Source organism: Vibrio sp. OPT41, assembly GCF_015163595.1.
In the GTDB taxonomy this organism is placed as follows: domain Bacteria; phylum Pseudomonadota; class Gammaproteobacteria; order Enterobacterales; family Vibrionaceae; genus Vibrio; species Vibrio alginolyticus.
Genome location: NZ_JADDYH010000030.1, coordinates 12,717 through 28,832 on the forward strand (window position 1 = coordinate 12,717; position 16,116 = coordinate 28,832).

Below are 16,116 nucleotides of genomic sequence, written 5' to 3' on the forward strand. Positions count from 1 at the left end.
TCCTTGGTGTCGCTTCAGACCGCACTATCCGTGGTCACCGCTTCATGGGTGAGCAAGAGTTCACTATCGATTCTGCTGAGCAATACCCTGCGATTCTAGAAGAGCGCGGTAAAGTAATGGCAGATTACGAAGCGCGTAAAGCAATCATCCTAGCTGACGCACAAAAAGCGGCAGCAGCGGTTGGCGGTATCGCTGATCTAGAAGATGACCTAGTAGAAGAAGTAACGTCTCTGGTTGAATGGCCAGTAGTACTAACAGCGAAGTTTGAAGAAGAGTTCCTAAAAGTGCCTTCTGAAGCGTTGGTTTACACCATGAAGGGTGACCAGAAGTACTTCCCTGTCTACGATGAAAACAAGAAGCTACTACCTAACTTCATCTTCGTATCGAACATCGAATCAAAAGAGCCTCGTTACGTAATCGAAGGTAACGAGAAAGTGGTTCGTCCTCGTCTTGCTGACGCAGAATTCTTCTTCAACACAGACCGTAAGCGTCCGCTTATCGACCGTCTGCCAGAACTAGAACAAGCGATCTTCCAAAAGCAACTGGGTACGATCAAAGACAAAACAGACCGCATCACTGAACTTGCTGGCTACATTGCTGAGCAAATCGGTGCTGACGTTGAGAAGTCAAAGCGTGCTGGTCTACTAGCAAAATGTGACCTAATGACCTCAATGGTATTCGAATTCACGGATACTCAAGGCGTTATGGGTATGCACTACGCTCGCCACGACGGTGAAGCAGAAGAAGTTGCAGTAGCACTGAACGAGCAATACATGCCTCGTTTCGCAGGTGATGAACTGCCATCAAACGGTGTTTCAACTGCAGTTGCAATGGCAGACAAGCTAGACACTATCGTAGGTATCTTCGGTATTGGTCAAGCGCCTAAAGGCAGCGATCCATTCGCACTACGCCGCGCATCTCTAGGTGTACTACGTATCATCGTTGAATACGGCTACAACCTAGATCTTGTTGACCTAGTAGCGAAAGCGAAGTCACTGTTCGGCGACCGCCTAACCAACGACAACGTTGAACAAGACGTTATCGAGTTTATGCTTGGTCGTTTCCGTGCTTGGTACCAAGACGAAGGCTTCAGCGTAGACATCATTCAAGCGGTTCTAGCTCGTCGTCCGACGAAACCAGCAGACTTCGACCAACGAGTTAAAGCGGTTTCTCACTTCCGTGAACTAGAAGCAGCAGAGTCTCTAGCAGCAGCGAACAAACGTGTAGGTAATATCCTAGCGAAATTCGACGGCGAACTAGCAGCAGACATCGACCTAGCACTTCTACAAGAAGACGCAGAGAAAGCACTAGCAGAAAGCGTTGAAGTAATGACTGAAGCGCTAGAGCCAGCATTTGCTACAGGTAACTACCAAGAAGCCCTAAGCAAGCTAGCTGACCTACGTGAACCAGTTGATGCGTTCTTTGATAACGTAATGGTAATGGCAGACGACGAAGCACTTAAGAAGAACCGTCTGACACTACTGAACAACCTGCGTAACCTGTTCCTACAGATCGCAGACATTTCTTTGCTTCAAAAGTAATTCATTACTCTTCGAAGTGATTAAGAAATAAGTAAAAGGGAAGCAGATGCTTCCCTTTTTTGTTGCCTTCAAACCGATGAGGGTGACGCTTATTATTCATTTTGTGAACAAGACTAAAATTTGTAGGGTGAGACGCGTTTAACTTGTTGGTATAGAGCTCGGATTGTAGAGGCACAGTTTTGCTATAACTGGACTGTTTATTCGGGGGAAGGACACAATGAAAAAAACAATTCTCGCACTCTCTATCGGTCTACTGAGCGCCTGCAGCCAGATTCCAGAAAATGCCATCGTATTAAGCGTTGGTGATGATACCGCTGTTTTTGAGGAAAACTCACAGGGCTTACTTGTCGCCGAGCAAAAACTCGAAAAAGGCAGCTACACCTTTACCATTGCCGACAGTAATCAAAGCTGTGGAAGTAGCTTTGCCCTAGCAGAAGAAGATCGCATTAAGTTCAATCGTCCATTAAAAATGGATAATTGCGCCACTGATGCACAAATGCCGCTGCGTATCTTCAAAGCCAATACCTATCAATTTACGCTCAATCCAACCACCAACGAACTGACGGTAAAAATTAAACCAAAACAAAGTCAGGACATCACCTACTCTTGCCCTGTCGCAACTGACACGCCAAAAACCATCAACGTTGCTCAAACCTTTAATGATGGCGCTGTCGTTCGTGATGCCTTAACCGAACAAGAAACCACTGTCGCCAATGGCAGCGTCACCATGCAACCGGGTCCTATGAGCCAAGGTCTATTGCTGCTAGAAGAAGTTGAACAGCAAGCCGACAAACCGTTCAGCTGGGATAACGCAACAGTGTACTTCGTCATGACTGACCGCTTCTACAATGGCAACCCTGACAACGACAACAGCTACGGTCGCAGTAAAGACGGAAAATATGAGATTGGTACCTTCCACGGTGGTGACTTAGCGGGTCTGACGAAAAAACTCGATTACATCGAATCACTTGGTGTGAATGCTATCTGGATAACCTCACCACTGGAACAAATCCACGGCTGGGTTGGCGGCGGCGATAAAGGCGACTTTAAGCACTACGGCTACCACGGCTACTACCATCAAGACTGGACCAAGCTTGATGCCAACATGGGTACCGAAGATGAACTCAGAACCTTCGTCGATACCGCCCACAAGAAAGGTATCCGCGTGATTTGGGATGTAGTCATGAACCACACAGGTTATGCGACATTAGCAGACATGCAGGAATTCGGCTTTGGTCAGCTTTACCTTGATGACCAAGAAGCCAAACAAGTCCTTGGTGAAAAATGGACCGACTGGCAGCCAAAATCAGGACAAAGCTGGCACAGCTTCAACGACTACATCAAATACGGTGATAGCGAAGCGTGGGATAAATGGTGGGGCAAAGACTGGATTCGCACCGACATTGGCGACTACGATGCTCCGGGCTACAACGACATCACCATGTCTTTGAACTACCTACCGGATCTCAAAACCGAATCGACTCAGAAAACCGGATTACCAAACTTCTTCCGCAATAAAGACACCAATGCGCAAGATGAGCTGCAAACCCCACGTGAACACCTGATTACCTGGTTATCCGATTGGGTACGTGACTACGGCATTGACGGCTTCCGTGTCGACACCGCAAAACACGTTGAAATGGAAGCGTGGGCAGAGCTGAAAGCCAGCACCACCCAAGCGCTTGCCCAGTGGAAGCAAAACAACCCGGACAAAGCCTTGGATGACTTACCTTTCTGGATGACGGGTGAAGTGTGGGCACACAGCGTGGTGAAAAGCCCGTATTTCGATAACGGCTTCGATTCCATCATCAACTTCGAGTTCCAATCTGACGTAGCACCAAAAGCGCTGAAGTGTTTCGCTCAACTTGATAATGATTACCGCCGCTATGCAGAACGCATCAATACCGATCCTGAGTTCAACGTGTTGAGCTACCTGTCTTCACACGATACACAGCTGTTTTGGTCAGCGCGCAGCCGCAGCTTTGATGACCAAGCACGTGCAGCGAATGCACTGATGCTGGCTCCCGGTGCAGTACAGATCTATTACGGTGATGAGATAGCTCGTGATTTTGGCATTACTGGTTCAGACGCCCACCAAGGCACACGCTCAGATATGCCATGGGATAAGATTCATGGCGAGCGTGAAGATCTGCTGCAACATTGGCAAAAGTTGGGTGAATTCCGTAAACGCCACCCAGCGGTTGCTCAAGGTAAGCACATCACTCGCAATCAAGAAGGTTACTACGCGTTCGAACGCCAATACCAAGACGACAAGGTGCTGATTGTTTACACCGGTGAGTAAATCACACTCTTTCCACCAGCAAGGGAAGCATAAGCTTCCCTTTTTTATTGTTCTTTTTGCCCTTTTGTCTCGTTCCTCTGGTCTGATGACGCACTTTTTTCTTTTTCGGCTTAATTCACACTTTGCGTTAATTACACATTGAGGTAAGGTCAAGGATTACTCGATAAGCCGATAAAACATCGGCATAAACATACACAAAGCAATCACAATGAATTAGGTATAAGTCAGCATGCAGTTCTCAAAGTTTGGTGAAAAATTTAATCAGTATTCAGGTATTACGCAGTTAATGGACGATTTGAATGATGGCCTGCGCACACCAGGTGCCATCATGCTCGGTGGAGGTAATCCTGCCGCCATTCCTGCCATGCTCGATTACTTTCACCAAGCCAGTGAGGAAATGCTCGCCAGTGGGGAGCTCGTCGCCGCCCTCGCCAACTACGATGGCCCGCAGGGTAAAGACGCGTTCGTCAAAGCGCTAGCTCAGTTATTCCGTGAAACTTACGGCTGGGATATTTCCGAAAAAAACATCAGCCTAACTAACGGTAGCCAAAGTGGCTTTTTCTACTTGTTCAACTTGTTGGCAGGTAAACAGCCAGACGGTTCGCACAAGAAAGTGCTACTGCCTATCGCGCCTGAATACATCGGTTATGGTGATGCTGGCATTGATGAAGATATCTTTATCTCTTACCACCCAGAAATCGAGCTGTTAGATAACGGCCTGTTTAAATACCACGTCGATTTTGAGCAACTCGCCGTCGACGACTCTGTTGCGGCAATCTGCGCGTCTCGCCCAACTAACCCAACGGGTAATGTACTGACAGATGAAGAAGTACGTAAGCTGGACAAGCTAGCACGTGAGAACAACATCCCGCTGATCATCGATAACGCCTACGGTCTACCTTTCCCGAACATCATCTTTGAAGATGTCGAACCGTTCTGGAATGAAAACACCATCCTATGCATGAGCCTATCTAAACTTGGCTTGCCAGGTGTGCGTTGTGGCATTGTGATTGCGAGTGAAGAAATCACTCAAGCGTTAACCAATATGAACGGCATCATCAGCCTAGCGCCGGGCAGTGTTGGTCCAGCGCTGGCAAACCATATAATTGGCAAAGGCGATCTGCTTAAACTGAGTTCAGAGGTGATTAAGCCGTTCTACAAGCAAAAATCACAACGTGCGGTTGAACTGCTCCAACAAGCAATTACCGATGAGCGATTCCGCATCCACAAGCCGGAAGGCGCTATCTTCTTGTGGTTATGGTTTGATGAACTGCCAATCACAACAATGGAACTGTACCAACGCTTGAAAGCGCGTGGCGTATTGATTGTCCCTGGTGAATATTTCTTTATTGGTCAGCAAGACGAGTGGGATCACGCGCACCAATGCCTGCGTATGAACTACGTTCAAGATGATGAGATGATGCAAAAAGGCATTGCGATTATCGCTGAAGAAGTGGAAAAGGCTTACCGCGAAGGTAAATAGATGGATTGAACTCAGCCGTTCTTCTCTTTGAAATTACGGCTTTAAAATAGCGGATTTGAAAACCCCAAACTAAAAAGAGCGCCCATATGGCGCTCTTTCTCATTCTATAACTGGGTGGTTAACTGATTAGTTGTTCTCAATCAGGTTGTTACCACCGATAGCAATCTTACGTGGTTGCATGGCTTCAGGGATTTCACGAACTAAATCGATATGAAGTAGACCGTTTTCCATTGATGCACCGACAACTTTTACGTAATCCGCTAGCTGGAATTTACGTTCAAAATCACGTTCTGCAATACCTTGGTAAACATAGTTTTTGCCTTCTTCGGCTTTACGTTCGCCCTTTACAATCAACATGTTTTCGTTTTGAGTCAGATCGAGCTGTTCTTCAGCAAAGCCAGCAACGGCCATAGTAATACGGTAGTTGTGCTCGTCTTTTTGCTCAATGTTGTATGGAGGGTAACCGCCAGAAGTATTTTTCGCTGTATTCGCTTCCATCAGGTTTAGCAGACGATCAAAGCCAATTGCATTACGGTATAGTGGTGAGAAATCTACATTACGCATAAATCTATCCTCTTAATTAAGCAATAGTCTTAGTTCAGATGAGTTTCATCCTACTGGCGTGTTTATGCAAAAACCAACGCCGAACTAAGAGATTCTTATCATTCCACTGGCCTTGGTTTGGCTCGGAGACATGATATTGAATCTAAAGGTTTAAGTTGTGTGCTAAAACGCCATATCCTCTTCTGAGCGATCTCGTTTTAGCGATTTCAGAGGGCTGGTCTTCTAGTCTCTAGCAAGCCAGTCACCCTCTTCGTAACTAGATATAAGGTCGTCAAAAATGACTTTCAAGGGAAAAAATAAAAAATTTTTAAAGCATCCACTATCCCCTTGAACAGCTTAGTTCCTCATCACTTCGCGATCTGTGATAAAAAGCCCGCCGTTCTGGGGGGCTCAATCTACACTTTACTTGCGGGAGGATTTACGCGCTTTTACAACGTCCTTTTCTGCCGCCTTTTCCTGCTTTAGTTTGCGCTTTTCTTTTAGACTCAACTGCGGTTGTTTCTTTTCTTTCTTACTCATGACTTCACCTCTATTTATTGGCACAACAGACAACCACACAGCATTTTCTGAGCTGGTGGCTGCGATTGATGAACAATTTCAGTAATCACAAAGCAGCGTCGCTGATTAAAAATTTCCACTTCGAGCGCATCATTTTTAGCTCGACCTAACAGTCGAGACCCCAAATAAGAATCGACCGCGAGCATACCTGTCATGGGTTGCCCCTTACGCGAGCTGACCAATGTCATGCGATATTGATAGGCGCGTTCAACATCCACTAAGCGAACCGTGTCCCCAACCGCAATACGAGCTCGGTTACGGCAATGGGCTTGTTGCTCGCAGATTTCAAATAGCGATAACAACCTTAGTGGTGATTGATAGGTTAAAAAGCGACTGGTTAACCACCAAGTTCGCAGCGCCAAGCAGTACGCTGAGAACCAGCGTTCAAACATGATTATTTCCTTCTTAATGCCTTGTCTTACAAATAAATTCAGTGCATTGAACCGGAAGTGCATCACTTCCGGCTTAGTTCAGGAAAGTCATCACCATTTTCTTAGTCTCCTTATTCATCAGCTCTTCAGCACTATAGCGAGCAGAAAAAAGAAAGCAAAAACGCTCAAGCGAACAAAATGGCGAGAAAAAAAGAAAACAGAAATAAAATGGCAGGCTTGATCGGGTTGTTGGCAGTTAGTACCAGAAAAACATCCGCTTTAGCAGAAAGTGGCGATTTTAGCTGGTGGTACAACAAAAAAAGCAGCGATTTCTCGCTGCTTTTTACTATCACGAACAGTGTCGTTATACGTCTAGGTTCGCTACTTTCAGTGCGTTCTCTTCGATGAAGTTACGACGAGGTTCTACTTGGTCACCCATTAGCGTAGTGAACAGTTGATCTGCACCTACCGCATCTTCAATCGTTACCTGCATCATACGACGAGTTTCTGGGTCCATGGTGGTTTCCCAAAGTTGGTCTGGGTTCATCTCACCTAGACCTTTGTAGCGCTGACGGCTTAAGCCACGCATTGACTCTTTCACTAACCAGTCAAGCGCTTCTGCAAAGTTTGCCACTGGCATAGTACGCTCACCACGTTTGATGTACGCGCCTTCTTCCAGAAGTCCATCAAGTGCTTCTGATAGATCAGCCAACTTGCCGTACTCTTTCGAGTTTAGGAAGTCGATGCTAATTGCATGTTCGTGCGTCACGCCGTGAGTACGAACCACAATCTTAGGCAAGTTTAAGCCTAGCTCTTCGTGCTGCTCAACTTCGTAGCTGTACTGGCTTGCACCCACTTCTTTCGCATTCAGCTGTTCAATAAGCTGCTTCGTCCAAGCTTCCACAACTGATGCGTCATGGCATTGCTCTGGCGTTAGGCGAGGAGTGTAAATCAACTCGTTTACCAAAGCACTTGGGTAGCGACGGCTCATACGTTCCGCCAGTTTAATACCCGCATTGTACTGTTGAACAAGCTTCTCTAGTGCTTCACCAGCCAGTGCAGGTGCTTCTGCGTTTACGTGTAGCGATGCATTATCCAGAGCTAATGATACTTGGTATTGGTTCATCGCTTCTTCATCTTTGATGTACTGCTCTTGTTTGCCTTTTTTCACTTTGTATAGTGGTGGCTGAGCGATGTACACGTAACCACGCTCGATAAGCTCTGGCATTTGACGGTAGAAGAAGGTCAACAGTAGCGTACGGATGTGCGAACCATCGACATCGGCATCGGTCATGATGATGATGTTGTGGTAACGAAGCTTGTCCGGGTTGTACTCGTCACGACCGATACCACAACCTAGTGCGGTGATCAGTGTTGCTACTTCTTGAGAAGATAGCATCTTGTCGAAACGTGCTTTTTCTACGTTAAGAATCTTACCTTTTAGCGGTAGGATCGCTTGGTTCTTACGGTTACGGCCTTGTTTTGCGGAGCCGCCTGCCGAATCACCCTCCACTATGTATAGTTCAGAGAGTGCCGGGTCTTTTTCCTGACAGTCTGCAAGTTTACCTGGAAGGCCAGCTAGGTCTAGTGCACCTTTACGGCGCGTCATTTCACGAGCTTTACGCGCAGCTTCACGTGCACGTGCTGCATCGATGATTTTCGAACAAACCATCTTCGCTTCTGTCGGGTTCTCAATCAGGAACTCAGACAGTTTTTCACCCATTGCAGACTCAACAGCTGATTTCACTTCAGAAGAAACTAGTTTGTCTTTTGTTTGGCTTGAGAACTTAGGATCAGGCACTTTCACCGAAACAACCGCAGTTAGACCTTCACGCGCATCGTCGCCTGAAGTCGCTGTTTTCGCTTTCTTCGAGAAACCTTCTTTATCCATAAAGCTGTTCAATGTACGTGTTAGCGCAGCACGGAAACCAGCAAGGTGAGTACCACCATCACGCTGTGGGATATTGTTGGTAAAGCAGAAGATGTTCTCTTGGAAACCATCGTTCCATTGCATCGCCACTTCAACTGAAATGCCGTCTTCACGCTCAGAGTTAAAGTGGAAGATTTTTTCGATGATTGGCGTTTTGTTGGTGTTTAGGTGATCAACGAACGCTTGAATACCACCTTCATACATGAAGTGATCATGTTTGTCCGCTTCACGTTCATCAACCAATTTGATCGACACACCAGAGTTCAGGAATGACAGTTCACGCAGGCGTTTCGCCAGAATGTCATAGTGGAACTCAGTGTTAGAGAACGTTTCGGCACTTGGCCAGAAACGAATTTGTGTACCGGTTTTATCCGTATCACCCACAACGGCTAGTGGCGCTTGAGGCTCACCATGTCGGTAGGTTTGCGTATGGATATGGCCACCACGATGAATCGTTAGCTCAACTTTCTCTGATAGTGCGTTTACTACTGAAACACCTACCCCGTGAAGACCACCCGATACTTTGTATGAGTTATCGTCGAACTTACCACCCGCGTGAAGAACCGTCATGATTACTTCTGCTGCAGAGACATTTTCCTCTGAGTGGATTTCTGTTGGAATGCCACGACCATCATCGCTAACGGAAACCGAGTTATCCTCATGAATTGTCACAACGATGTCTTTACAGTGACCTGCCAACGCTTCATCAATTGAGTTATCCACCACCTCGAAAACCATGTGGTGAAGGCCGGTGCCGTCGTCCGTATCGCCGATGTACATTCCTGGACGCTTACGTACCGCATCCAGACCCTTCAGTACCTTAATACTCGATGAATCGTAATTTTCAGACATGAGTTTCTCTCTTCTAGTTTGACTCTATCCTGCCATGTTCCACATGAAACAATTTACCGTTATCGTCCAACATATCGGCGATTTGGCTTTCAGTGATAGAGCTTACAAATACTTGTGCGCCCGTCTCTTTTAAGCAGTCAGCAAGACGCTTGCGACGTTGGCTATCTAATTCCGACGCGAAGTCATCAATTAGGTAAATGCATTGTTTACCGGCCATCTCTGTCAGGTGTTGCCCTTGCGCTACACGCAATGCACACACCATGAGTTTTAATTGACCGCGTGACAGAACATCTTCAACGGGCGTTCCGTTCACTTTAATGCGCAAATCAGCTTTGTTTGGGCCACTAAAGGTGTATCCCAATGCCTGATCACGCTCAAAATTCTTTTCTAGTATCTCGTGGTATGGAGTGTCTTTATCCCAGCCACGATAATACTTCAATTGGATCTCAAATTCTGGCAAAAATGTCTGACAGATAGTTTCTGCGACAGTTTTCATCTGCTCGATGTAACTTGCTCGCCATTGGCTGATGTTTTCAGCCAATCCTGCCATTTCCTGATCCCAATAACTGAGCTCACGATAACTATTGGCGGTTTTCAACAACGCGTTGCGCTGCTTGTTCAGGCGCTTGAACCTTCCCCATGCTTGATAAAAAGCGGGCTCGGTATGAAACACGCCCCAATCAATAAACGCACGACGATGTTTAGGGCCATCTGTCAGTAAATCAAACCCTTCTGGGTGTATCAACTGCAGAGGCAGAACTTGTGCCAGCTGCGCTAATTTTTGTCCAGATTGACCGCCTATTTTAACCTCTGTTGAGCCATCACGCTGCTTATTAATGCCGATAGGTAGCTCAAATTGATCCGAGTTCAAAAAACGACCATGAACAAACAGTTCGTCACACTCATTTTGTATCACTCGTCCGGTGAGAGAGCTCTTGAATGAGCGGCCATGCCCGAGCAGATAAACCGCTTCTAAGACACTGGTTTTACCGCTGCCGTTCGGCCCGATAAGAAAGTTAAAGCCTGCTGATAACTCAATATCACAGGCTTTAATGTTTCGAAACTGCTGAATGATGAGACGAGAAAGAGGCATTCAGTTGGCTTATAGACGAATTGGCATCACCACGTACATGGCACTGTCATCGTCGGCATTTTCAATCAACGCGCTAGCGTTAGCATCCGACATCGACACACGTACATTTTCACAACGCAACGTGTTCAGAACATCAAGCACATAGCTTACGTTAAAGCCGATTTCGATAGCGTCACCTTCAAAGGTTACATCAAGCATCTCTTCCGCTTCTTCTTGTTCTGGGTTATTCGCGGTTATGCGCATTTCAGTATCAGCCAGATTCACACGCACGCCACGGAATTTTTCGTTGGAAAGAATCGCAGCACGAGAGAAGGCTTGGCGCAACTCGTCACAACTTGCTATTAGGGTCTTATTGGTGCTCTGAGGCAATACACGGCGGTAGTCAGGGAAACGACCATCAACCAACTTAGAGGTAAAAGTAAAGTTATTCACCTCAGCACGAACATTGGAGCTACCGATCTGAAGTACTACAGGCTGCTCTGGCGCATCCATCAACTTTACTAATTCTTGCACACCTTTGCGTGGCACGATGATTTGCTTCTGCGCAAAGTCTGCACCTAGCTGAGTTTGCGATACCGCCATACGGTGGCCGTCCGTCGCCACGCTGCGTAACGTGGTGCCGTCAATTTCAAACAACATGCCGTTGAGGTAGTAACGAACGTCTTGATTCGCCATCGAGAACTGAGTTTTGTCGATCAGCGTACGTAGATCGGCTTGGCTCAGTGATACTTCCACTTCGCTTTGCCAGTCTTCAATATTAGGGAAATCGTTCGCAGGAAGTGTTGCCAATGAGAAACGGCTGCGACCAGAGCGAACTTGTACGCGATCACCTTCTAATACAAATGTGATGATCGCATCGTCCGGTAAACCACGGCAGATATCGAGAAACTTACGCGAAGGAACGGTAATGCTGCCCGCTTCAAAATCACCTTCTAGCGTCACTTTGCTTACTAACTCTACTTCAAGATCGGTTGCCGTCATCGACAATACGTTCTCTTCTACTTTAAGAAGTAGGTTACCCAAGATTGGCAGAGTTGGTCGGCCACCTAAAGCGCCCGAAACCTGCTGTAGCGGTTTGATTAAATGACTACGTTCAATGGTAAATTTCATGCTTGGCTCTTTACGCTGTCAGCTCAATAAATGATTTGCTTAGAATACCGTTATTCTAACCGATTACGAAGACAGGGTGCGAATCAAGTTAGAGTAATCTTCTTTAATGTCGTGGCTCTCTTCACGCAGCTGCTCAATCTTGCGACAAGCATGAAGTACGGTCGTATGATCGCGGCCCCCAAACGCATCGCCAATTTCAGGCAAGCTATGGTTGGTTAGTTCTTTTGCTAACGCCATGGCCAGCTGACGAGGACGCGCAACAGAACGAGAGCGACGCTTAGACAGCAAGTCCGCTACTTTAATCTTGTAATATTCCGCCACGGTCTTTTGAATGTTATCGATCGTCACCAGCTTCTCTTGTAGAGCAAGCAGATCGCGCAGCGCTTCACGAACAAAATCAATCGTAATTGGACGACCAGTAAAGTTCGCGTTCGCGATAACACGGTTCAGTGCACCTTCGAGCTCACGAACGTTCGAACGCAGACGCTTGGCAATGAAGAATGCCACTTCATCAGCAAGGTGGATTTGGTGATCTTCGGCTTTTTTCATCAAGATCGCCACACGCGTTTCAAGCTCAGGCGGCTCGATCGCAACAGTAAGCCCCCAACCAAAGCGAGATTTAAGACGATCTTCAACGCCATTAATTTCTTTAGGATAACGGTCAGACGTTAGAATGATCTGCTGATTACCTTCCAATAGTGCGTTGAAGGTATGGAAGAATTCTTCTTGTGAACGTTCTTTATTAGCAAAGAATTGGATGTCATCGATAAGGAGCGCATCAACGCTGCGGTAGTAGCGTTTGAATTCTTCAATCGCATTGTTTTGCAGCGCTTTTACCATGTCTTGCACAAAACGTTCTGAGTGCATGTAGACCACTTTTGCGTTCGGGTTGTTATCCACAATCGCGTTGCCCACCGCATGCAACAAGTGCGTTTTACCCAAGCCCGTGCCGCCGTATAGGAACAGCGGGTTGTAAGCAGCTCCAGGATTATCCGATACCTGACGCGCCGCAGCCAAACCCAGTTGGTTCGACTTACCTTCAACAAAGTTGTCGAACTTGTGTTTTGGGTTCATGTTTGAGCGGTGATTGATAGCCGCAATCGCTTGAGCGTCGTCATCCCAGGTTTTGTGTACTGGCTTACGCGCTTGTAATTGTGCAGGTGCAGATGACTCGGCAGCCACATCTGCAGGCGTACGTGTCGGCGCTGGTTTTGGAGCAGAGACAGGTCGGCTCCCCACTTCAAAGCGTAAGTTAGGAATATCGCCACCGCAGTATTCCTGCAGTAAGCGAGTAATATTGTTCAGATACTTATCACGCACCCAGTCCAACACAAAGCGGTTTGGCGCGAATAGAGTGAGAGTATTGTCATTGAGCTCCGCTTGTAGCGGACGAACCCACATGCTGAATTCTGTAGCTGGTAGCTCTTCTTGAAGCTGCTGCAAACATTGCAGCCAAAGCGAAGATGACACGGTGCCCCCACTGAGTAATTGAATTATCGGAAAAGACTGGCAATTTTACCTGTTGATAACCAAGATCGCCAGCGATTGATCGACGATCCAGTGAATAAGATCCAAGTTATTCACAATTATTTCTGCAAACTTGATGAGATCAACACACCTTGCCCCAAATTTGCCCACACAACGATCCACAATTGGGCAAAATTCACAAGATCGAGCGATTGGTGATAAGTCTGTGTATTATTTTATTCCCAATGCTGATTTTGTCGATCATTTCGCTAGGTTCAGTTCGCATTTTCGTCACATTTAACATTCTTCTTCTATTATCTAATAACTCACAGGTCTAGGTTATTGCTCTTGGTTATTTATTTAATTGAGCTAACTAACAGTAGTATTTCCAACCATAAAATTATGGAGATGTATTATGAAAAACTGGATTAAGGTTGCCGTTGCAGCCATTGCACTGTCGGCAGCAACCGTACAAGCCGCTACTGAAGTCAAAGTTGGTATGTCAGGTCGCTACTTCCCGTTTACTTTTGTAAAGCAAGACAAGCTACAAGGCTTTGAAGTCGACATGTGGGATGAAATCGGTAAACGTAACGATTACAAAATCGAATACGTAACAGCCAACTTCTCTGGTTTATTTGGTCTTTTAGAAACTGGTCGTATCGATACGATCTCCAACCAAATCACCATGACTGATGAGCGTAAAGCTAAATACCTATTTGCTGACCCTTACGTTGTAGATGGCGCACAAATTACCGTGCGTAAAGGCAACGACAGCATCAAAGGTGTTGACGATCTTGCGGGCAAAACCGTTGCGGTGAACCTAGGCTCTAACTTTGAGCAACTGCTGCGTCAATACGACAAAGACGGCAAGATCAATATTAAAACGTACGACACAGGTATCGAACATGACGTGGCGCTCGGTCGTGCAGATGCATTTGTAATGGATCGTCTTTCTGCTTTAGAACTGATTAAGAAAACTGGTCTTCCTTTGGAATTGGCAGGCGAACCGTTTGAGACCATTCAAAACGCATGGCCTTTCGTGGACAACGAGAAAGGTCGTAAGCTGCAAGAAGAAGTAAACAAAGCACTGGCTGAGATGCGCGCAGATGGTACAGTAGAGAAAATTTCCGTGAAGTGGTTTGGCGCTGACATCACGAAATAAGAACTCTTTGTACTTTAGGCCGCAAAGTGGTATCACTCTCGGACTAAAATAAACTTACGTAAAGGTGGAACTTGTTTTCCACCTTTTCTTTTCTCTAGCCTTTAGGTAAGCCGTATGGGATTTGACTTTAATTACATGTTGGAACTGCTGCCGATATTGCTGAAATATCTTGGCACAACCATGGAAATGGCGACATGGGGATTGGTGTTTTCGCTGATTTTATCCGTCATTTTAGCCAATATTCGCGTATTTAAACTGCCAGTTCTGGATCAATTAAGCCAACTGTACATCAGCTTCTTCCGTGGCACCCCACTGTTGGTTCAGCTTTTCCTGCTTTATTACGGCTTACCGCAAATTTTTCCATTGATGGTCGGTATCGACGCCTTTTCAGCAGCGGTTATCGGTTTAACGCTGCACTTTGCCGCTTATATGGCGGAAAGTATTCGTGCCGCCATTATTGGCATTGATCGCAGCCAAATGGAAGCGAGCTTATCGGTCGGTATGACGACATCCCAAGCAATGCGCCGAGTGATTTTACCTCAAGCAACGCGTGTCGCACTGCCTTCATTGATGAACTATTTCATCGATATGATCAAGTCAACGTCTCTCGCTTTCACGCTTGGTGTGGCCGAAATCATGGCGAAAGCACAGATGGAAGCCTCATCAAGTTTCCGTTTCTTTGAAGCTTTCCTTGCGGTTGCTCTTATTTACTGGGGCGTGGTGGTGATTCTGACTCGCGTACAAATCTGGGCAGAAGCAAAACTGAATAAGGCGTACGTACGATGATTAAGTTAGAAAATATTCACAAACGTTTTGGTGAGACTGAAGTGCTGAAAGGCATCGACCTCGATATTAAGCAAGGTGAGATCATCGTGATTATCGGCTCAAGTGGTACGGGTAAATCAACCTTGCTGCGTACGGTGAACTTTCTAGAACAAGCAGATGAAGGTCGTATCACGATAGATGACATCTCCGTTGATACTCAAAAACACACTAAAGCCGAAGTATTAGCGCTGCGTCGTCGAACTGGCTTTGTGTTCCAAAACTATGCCCTGTTTGCCCACATGAATGCGCGCCAGAACATTGCCGAAGGTCTAGTGACCGTTCGAGGTTGGAAAAAAGCCGATGCTCTCAAACGAGCGCAACAAATTCTGGATGACATCGGCCTTGGGGATAAAGGCGATAGTTATCCAGCGTCATTATCTGGCGGCCAACAACAACGTGTGGGTATCGGCCGAGCGATGGCGCTGCAACCAGAACTGCTGTTGTTTGACGAACCAACTTCTGCGCTGGATCCTGAATGGGTCGGTGAAGTTCTCTCATTAATGAAGAAGTTAGCTAATCAGCATCAAACCATGCTGGTGGTGACGCACGAGATGCAATTCGCGAAAGAAGTCGCTGATAGAGTGATCTTCATGGCGGAAGGCAATATCGTTGAGCAAGGTTCTCCACAGGATATCTTCAATAATCCACAAGATCCTCGTTTGAAAAAATTCCTTAACCAAGTAGGAATAGAGTAACGATCAAGCATCAGGATCGATTGATCCTTGAGATTTTACTCACACTACGTATAATCGCCCGGCCGGAATTTCGTACTCATTGAGTCATTGACACATTATGTGAGTGTGATTACAATTCCGCCTCTTTGTTGAGAGGCGTCGGTTGTCCTTCTCTATATAAAGA

The 16,116-nt window shown here is 46.4% G+C and carries 12 protein-coding genes; 6 read left to right on the plus strand and 6 right to left on the minus strand.

Annotated features, from left to right (window positions below):
- The 3 genes from glyS to IQP38_RS13890 all read left to right on the plus strand — a co-directional run.
- A partial coding sequence (gene glyS, locus IQP38_RS13880; RefSeq protein WP_228010069.1) for a glycine--tRNA ligase subunit beta occupies positions 1 to 1,541 on the plus strand: 1,541 nt, incomplete at its 5' end.
- A 217-nt stretch (positions 1,542 to 1,758) separates the two neighbouring features.
- On the plus strand, positions 1,759 to 3,843 hold the full coding sequence (locus IQP38_RS13885) for an alpha-amylase (RefSeq protein WP_193837679.1): 2,085 nt from the start codon (positions 1,759 to 1,761) through the stop codon (positions 3,841 to 3,843).
- 229 nt (positions 3,844 to 4,072) lie between these two features.
- Positions 4,073 to 5,326 (plus strand): valine--pyruvate transaminase, encoded by a 1,254-nt coding sequence (locus IQP38_RS13890; protein ID WP_017635592.1) that lies wholly within the window; start codon positions 4,073 to 4,075, stop codon positions 5,324 to 5,326.
- Between the two features lie 126 nt (positions 5,327 to 5,452).
- Here IQP38_RS13890 and IQP38_RS13895 read toward each other — a convergent pair whose 3' ends face one another.
- The 6 genes from IQP38_RS13895 to dnaA all read right to left on the minus strand — a co-directional run bounded on the left by IQP38_RS13895 (position 5,453) and on the right by dnaA (position 13,274).
- Positions 5,453 to 5,890 carry an Hsp20 family protein gene (locus IQP38_RS13895; protein ID WP_005378857.1) on the minus strand — a complete coding sequence of 146 codons (438 nt, stop codon included), beginning with the start codon at positions 5,888 to 5,890 and terminating at the stop codon, positions 5,453 to 5,455.
- Positions 5,891 to 6,423: 533 nt separating this feature from the next.
- Entirely contained in the window at positions 6,424 to 6,840 is a 417-nt protein-coding gene (locus IQP38_RS13900; protein ID WP_017635594.1) for a GreA/GreB family elongation factor, read from the minus strand.
- A gap of 343 nt (positions 6,841 to 7,183) precedes the next feature.
- Entirely contained in the window at positions 7,184 to 9,601 is a 2,418-nt protein-coding gene (gene gyrB / locus IQP38_RS13905) for a DNA topoisomerase (ATP-hydrolyzing) subunit B (RefSeq protein ID WP_005378841.1), read from the minus strand.
- Between the two features lie 13 nt (positions 9,602 to 9,614).
- Positions 9,615 to 10,694, minus strand: a complete 1,080-nt coding sequence (recF, locus tag IQP38_RS13910) for a DNA replication/repair protein RecF (protein ID WP_005378839.1) — start codon at positions 10,692 to 10,694, stop codon at positions 9,615 to 9,617.
- 9 nt (positions 10,695 to 10,703) lie between these two features.
- Positions 10,704 to 11,804 carry a DNA polymerase III subunit beta gene (gene dnaN / locus IQP38_RS13915; RefSeq protein WP_005394106.1) on the minus strand — a complete coding sequence of 367 codons (1,101 nt, stop codon included), beginning with the start codon at positions 11,802 to 11,804 and terminating at the stop codon, positions 10,704 to 10,706.
- Positions 11,805 to 11,867: 63 nt separating this feature from the next.
- Complete coding sequence (dnaA, locus tag IQP38_RS13920) at positions 11,868 to 13,274, minus strand: chromosomal replication initiator protein DnaA (RefSeq protein ID WP_005378835.1); 1,407 nt, start codon at positions 13,272 to 13,274, stop codon at positions 11,868 to 11,870.
- 412 nt (positions 13,275 to 13,686) lie between these two features.
- Here dnaA and IQP38_RS13925 point away from each other — a divergent pair, with 412 nt between their 5' ends.
- The 3 genes from IQP38_RS13925 to IQP38_RS13935 all read left to right on the plus strand — a co-directional run bounded on the left by IQP38_RS13925 (position 13,687) and on the right by IQP38_RS13935 (position 15,953).
- A complete protein-coding gene (locus IQP38_RS13925; RefSeq protein WP_005378831.1) occupies positions 13,687 to 14,433 on the plus strand; it encodes an amino acid ABC transporter substrate-binding protein in 747 nt (248 codons plus the stop codon).
- Positions 14,434 to 14,547: 114 nt separating this feature from the next.
- Positions 14,548 to 15,219, plus strand: coding sequence for an amino acid ABC transporter permease (locus IQP38_RS13930; RefSeq protein ID WP_005378829.1), 672 nt, complete (start codon positions 14,548 to 14,550; stop codon positions 15,217 to 15,219).
- Positions 15,216 to 15,953: an amino acid ABC transporter ATP-binding protein gene (locus IQP38_RS13935; RefSeq protein ID WP_149192463.1), complete on the plus strand. Its 738-nt coding sequence runs from the start codon at positions 15,216 to 15,218 to the stop codon at positions 15,951 to 15,953. Before IQP38_RS13930 ends, IQP38_RS13935 begins: the two co-directional genes overlap by 4 nt.
- The last annotated feature ends 163 nt before the right edge of the window (positions 15,954 to 16,116 follow it).